Source organism: Ileibacterium valens (assembly GCF_001945525.1).
GTDB classification, from domain to species: domain Bacteria; phylum Bacillota_I; class Bacilli_A; order Erysipelotrichales; family Erysipelotrichaceae; genus Ileibacterium; species Ileibacterium valens.
The window spans coordinates 1-5,114 of record NZ_MPJW01000079.1 but is presented as its reverse complement, the minus strand read 5'-3'; the positions used below and the strand labels follow the sequence as shown (position 1 = coordinate 5,114).

The 5,114-nt window shown below is 42.5% G+C and carries 4 protein-coding genes; all 4 read right to left on the bottom strand.

The genetic code is table 11. From position 1 onward, the window contains the following. On the bottom strand, positions 1 to 240 hold a 240-nt coding region (gene tnpA / locus BO222_RS03130), incomplete at its 3' end, for an IS66 family insertion sequence element accessory protein TnpA (protein ID WP_198931984.1). A 239-nt stretch (positions 241 to 479) separates the two neighbouring features. Then, on the bottom strand, positions 480 to 2,888 hold the full coding sequence (pheT, locus tag BO222_RS03125; protein WP_075818240.1) for a phenylalanine--tRNA ligase subunit beta: 2,409 nt from the start codon (positions 2,886 to 2,888) through the stop codon (positions 480 to 482). Between the two features lie 18 nt (positions 2,889 to 2,906). Further along, positions 2,907 to 3,938, bottom strand: coding sequence for a phenylalanine--tRNA ligase subunit alpha (gene pheS / locus BO222_RS03120; protein ID WP_075818242.1), 1,032 nt, complete (start codon positions 3,936 to 3,938; stop codon positions 2,907 to 2,909). 480 nt (positions 3,939 to 4,418) lie between these two features. Further along, on the bottom strand, positions 4,419 to 4,811 hold the full coding sequence (locus BO222_RS03110; protein WP_083647650.1) for a GNAT family N-acetyltransferase: 393 nt from the start codon (positions 4,809 to 4,811) through the stop codon (positions 4,419 to 4,421). Positions 4,812 to 5,114: the final 303 nt, after the last annotated feature.

The window sequence follows — 5,114 nt, the reverse complement described above, 5'->3', positions numbered from 1 at the left end:
CCGAGTAACAGCGGCAGAATTGTCAGAGATGGCAGCGGCATCAATCTCCACAAACTCTATCCCTTCTGTTTTCGCAGAGCTTTCCAGTCTTCGTTTCCAGTAGCCAAAAGAAGAGTAGATCAGGTCGTTCTTCTGGCAGAATTCCTTCTGAGAAAGGCCGGAGAGGTGATAAGCCTGAACCTGTCTGGTCCAGAACTCCCGGTTTCCTTTTCGAGTTGGTGCATAATGGTAATTCGGCATAATGAAAAATCCTCCAGTTTCGTTGTAGACAATCTACCAACAGTTACTGGAGGATTTAACCCCGTCAAATATAAAGAACTTACGATGAATCGGGATTCTGGCATGAAAACCTGGCAGGTTTTCGATTACAGAAAAAAGCCATTCAGGAACAGTCTGTTTTATGTTCTGAATGGCTTATTTGTTTATAAATTCGGACTCTAAATCATCTGATCAAATTTCGGATCATAAAGATCTCGAAATTATCCGCGTAAGGTCGCTTTGGTTTTCTTTTCAATTTCAGCCAGAATCCTGTCGGTTGCTTCATTAATATCCGCTTCAGAAAGAGTGCGTGAATCGGACTGGAAAGTAATATTTACCGCAAGTGAAACTTCATCTTCCTTGACGTGTTCTCCGGAATAGACATCAAAGATTTCGGCATCACGGACAATATTTTCCTTACCAGCTTTACCGGAGCGGAAAATGATGTTTGTAATCATGCCAGCAGGAACATCCTTTTTCATGACAAGCGCGAGATCTCTCGAAACGGATGGATAGCGTGAAATTGGCGAGAATCGGATTTTCGATTTTTTCGCTTTCAGAATTGTTGAAAGATTCAGTTCGGCCATTACGACAGCCCCTGTTTTCATCTTTTCACCATAGGTTGGATGAATTTCTCCCATCATACCGATCTTTTCTTTTCCCATGTAAATTTCAGCCGAACGATACGGATGGAAGTGTTCCTGATCAGACTGGTTTGCTTTAAAGGAAATTCGGTTGAGATTGATTCCTAAACGTTCAATGATTTCTTCAATCAAACCTTTTAAAGTATAGAAATCAGCATTCTTTTCATATCCTGCCCAGCGCAGATGTTCCAGCGTTCCCTTCATAACAATCGCAAGATGCCTTTGCGGGTTGTTCCTGCTTGATAGATCAGAAATTTCAAACAGCGCAGCATCTTTCATGTTTCTCGAAAGATTATAAGCAGCTGTTTCAAGTAATGAAGGCAGGATGGAAGTGCGAATGATCTTTCTTTCTTCTGAAAGAGGAGTTGAAAGAACATAAGCCTCTCCTGCGCTTAAAATGGCATCCTGATGTTTATCATCGCTGATCAGAGTATAAGTCACTGTATCCTGAAGACCGTTTTCCAACAGGATATCTGCTACCTTCCGTTTCATCTTCTGTGCTTCATCGAGTTTTCCTTCTGTCATTTCCATTAATGGCAGTGTAGAAGGAAGACGATCATATCCGGCGATACGGATGACTTCTTCAGAAAGATCAGCCAGACCTTCCATATCCGGACGATAAGAAGGGATGGTTACAGTGATGGTTCCATTTTCTTCTTTGGGTTCAAAGTGAAGACGATCGAAGATATCCACGATTTCACTCACTTCAAAATCTGTACCTAAACGTTTATTGATTCTTTCGGCATCTACTGTAATAACTGTTGGCGAGTACTGATCAGAACCAAATTCAACAGTCTTTTCAATATCTTTGGCATCGGCGTATTCGATTAATAAATCGACTGCGCGGTCGAGGGCTTTTCTGGCGGCCAGAGGCTCAATTCCCTTCTGATAACGAATCGAAGATTCAGTGCTCAGCGAAAGTCTTCTTGCGGTGGTTCGGATACAGATCGGATCAAAAGAAGCGCATTCAATAATCAGGGATGTTGTATCGTCTTCGATTTTGGAGTCATCTCCACCCATGATGCCCGCAATACCGATGGGCTTGCCCTGATTGGTGATCACCAGATCATTTTCCCTGAGCTGATATTCTTCACCATCTAAAGCGGTGTATCCTTCATTAAAGCCCTGCTTTACGGTAATTTCATCATTATGAATGGCTCTAGCATCATAGAAATGCATGGGCTGTCCGGTTTCAAGCATCACAATATTCGAAATATCAACGACATTATTAATAGAATGCATGCCCGAAGCCCGCAGAAGTTCCTTCATCCATTTCGGAGATTCCTTAATGACTACAGAACCGATCTTCTTGCCGTAAAAATGAGGGCAGCCTTCAGTCTCAGAAACAACTTTCAGATTGGTTGGTGTATCACTTCCAGCATCAGCCGCTCCTTCATATTCAGGCAGATGAACTTCACGGTCTAAGATGGCACCAGTTTCAAGAGCCATATTGAAGGCCGCCTGACAATCGGCACGGTTTGGAGTCAGCCCGACATCCAGAACCACATCATCATAACCAAGATATCCTAAGGGATCTGTATTTCCAATGGGGGCATCTTCAGGCAGAATTTCAATGCCGTCAAGCTGCTGCTGAGTCAGCAGATGCTTATCAACGCCCAGTTCAAACAAGGCACAGATCATTCCATTCGATTCCTGATTGCGAATCATTCCGCGCTTGATTTCTCCACCAGGCAGCCTGGCGCCAGCCTTCGCGACAATTACTTTCTGGCCGGCCGCGACATTTGGTGCGCCGCAGACAATATTTAAAACTTCATCCCCAACATTCACTGTTGTGATATGAAGGTGATCCGAATCTGGATGAGGTTGGCAGGTTTCAACCTGACCAATGACCAGATTGGTCGCACTGGACATTGGAGTCACTTCTTCGACCTCAAAACCAGCATCTGTAATTCGATTTGCGATCTCATTCATTGAGAGATCGGAAAGATCCATGTACTGTTCAAGCCATTTTTTAGATATTTTCATGTTCCATCCTCTCTCTTTCTAGTCAAACCTGTCAAAGGTTTCATTGAACCGGCGATCATTGGTATAGAAGTGTCGAATATCATCAATTCCATACTTAAGCATGGCAATTCGCTCAAGACCAACTCCAAATGCAAAACCATTCATCTTGTCTGGATCATAGCCAGCCATTCGCAATACATTCGGATGAACTTCACCAGCTCCCAAAATTTCAATCCATCCCGTTCCCTTACAGGTTGGACAGCCCTTTCCATTACACATATGGCAGGTAACATCCACTTCAACGGATGGTTCTGTAAAAGGAAAGTAAGAAGGACGGAAACGAATTTCACGATCCTTACCAAACATCTTGCGGGCTACAAATTCAAGAGTTCCCTTTAAATCGGATAATGGGACGTTTTCACCGATAACCAACCCTTCCATCTGCATGAACTGATGAGAATGAGTGGCATCATCATCGTCACGACGATACACCTTACCCGGACAGACAACTTTGATTGGGTTTGGAGCCGATTCTTCAAGAACCTGCATCTGAATGGCCGTGGTATGAGTTCTCAATAATTTTTCATTATCGATAAATAAGGAATCCTGCATATCGCGGGCTGGATGACCCTGGGGGATATTGGCCCGTTCAAAGCAATAGAAGTCTGTTGTCACTTCATCTCCTTCAATAACAGAATACCCCAGTCCCACAAACAGGTCTTCAAGTTCTCGTTCCACCAGATTGAGCGGATTGAGATTTCCATGGGATGGACGAAGTCCTGGTAACGTAATATCAATCTTTTCGCTTTCGATCTTTTCATTCAGTGCTTTTTTGGCCAGAACTTCTTTCTGCTTTTCAATCGCTTCAGATACACTCTGTTTAAGCTCATTGACAGCTGCCCCAAAAGACGGCTTTTCTTCCTTTGGAAGATTTTTCATTTCTTTCATCAGAGACTGGATGCTTCCCCTTTTTCCCAGCAGACTGACGCGTAAAGCGTCCAGTTCGCCAAGAGAATCGCTTGCATCAATCTGCTTTAAAGCATCTTCTCTGATCTGATTCATATCAACCATCGTTACTTCCTTTCCGGTTTTCAACCAAGCAATAAAAAAAGACGAATGCAGAAACGGGAAAACCCGCGGTACCATTCTGCTTCGTCTGTCAGACACACTTTCAACCATGATAACCGTATGGTGACGGAAGGAGATTAATCCTTTGCTCCAGGATGAATTCACAGGTTTCCAGCCGCTTCTGTTTCACCAGTTTCAGAAGCTCTCTAAGACTTTATCTCCTGCTACGGTCCTTTCATTGCTAAAAAACATTGTAATCACACAGGATGGACAAATCAAGAAGCGGCAAAGGATGATTTGTGACATCCACCTATTCAGATCAGGTATTAAACCATGTGAATCTCAAAATAGTCATCTTATAAACCATAAGTTTGGACAAGCTTGTTCGACCATTCCCAATATTATTTTCTTCTGTTTATTTGTTGATGAATAATTCATTCACTGTTTGAATACAACAATGTAATAAAGAAAACTCTATCATCCCTAACCTAACATCTTTTCCATTCCGCTGCCTGTTTCGTTAACAGACATTGTTTGAAAGCCAAGACTGTGATAAAACTCCTCCTGTCCTTTAGAAGATCGCAGATTTATGCAGATCTTCCAGTTTTCTTTCAAAGTGCTTTTAATGAAATTCTCCGAAAACCTGTAAAGAAGAGTTCCTATCATATGTCCTTGAAATTTCTGGTTTACAATAAATTCCTTCATAAACCAGTGCATACCATAATCCCCAAGCCAGTTTATTGTCGCCACCGCTTTTCCTTTATAGCGCAAAACAAAGGATTTTGTACTGTTATGGATAGCAAGGCTCATCTGTTCCTGCGCGGGACACTTCCAGCCTACAGAAGCGAATAATTCTGAAAATTCTGCAGCTTTCATATCTTGGCTGATCGTATAATAATCAATGTCAAGGCCCTGTAAAATCTTTAATTCCCTGACTTTCCCAATGTCGTTAAGTTAAGGAGTGTCTTCCATGCGGAATTCGCTCCTCGTTTTTTTGATTTTTAACACAAGCAGTGGAGTTGCTCCAAAAGTTTATAAATTATCCGAATATGGCACTTGACAGACCGAAGCTCGGAACTAATCCATAATCCGAAGGATTTCGGAGGTGGTTATTTTGACCCATTCGAAATCCCCTAAACAGTATCGCCAAATCTTCTATTCTTACCTGGACGGTCTGGC

Excerpts from the sequence above, each read along its gene's own strand:
- pheT (WP_075818240.1), bottom strand. The coding sequence starts at position 2,888 with ATGAAAATATCTAAAAAATGGCTTGAACAGTACATGGATCTTTCCGAT.
- pheS (WP_075818242.1), bottom strand. The coding sequence starts at position 3,938 with ATGGTTGATATGAATCAGATCAGAGAAGATGCTTTAAAGCAGATTGAT.
- BO222_RS03110 (WP_083647650.1), bottom strand. The coding sequence starts at position 4,811 with ATGAAAGCTGCAGAATTTTCAGAATTATTCGCTTCTGTAGGCTGGAAG.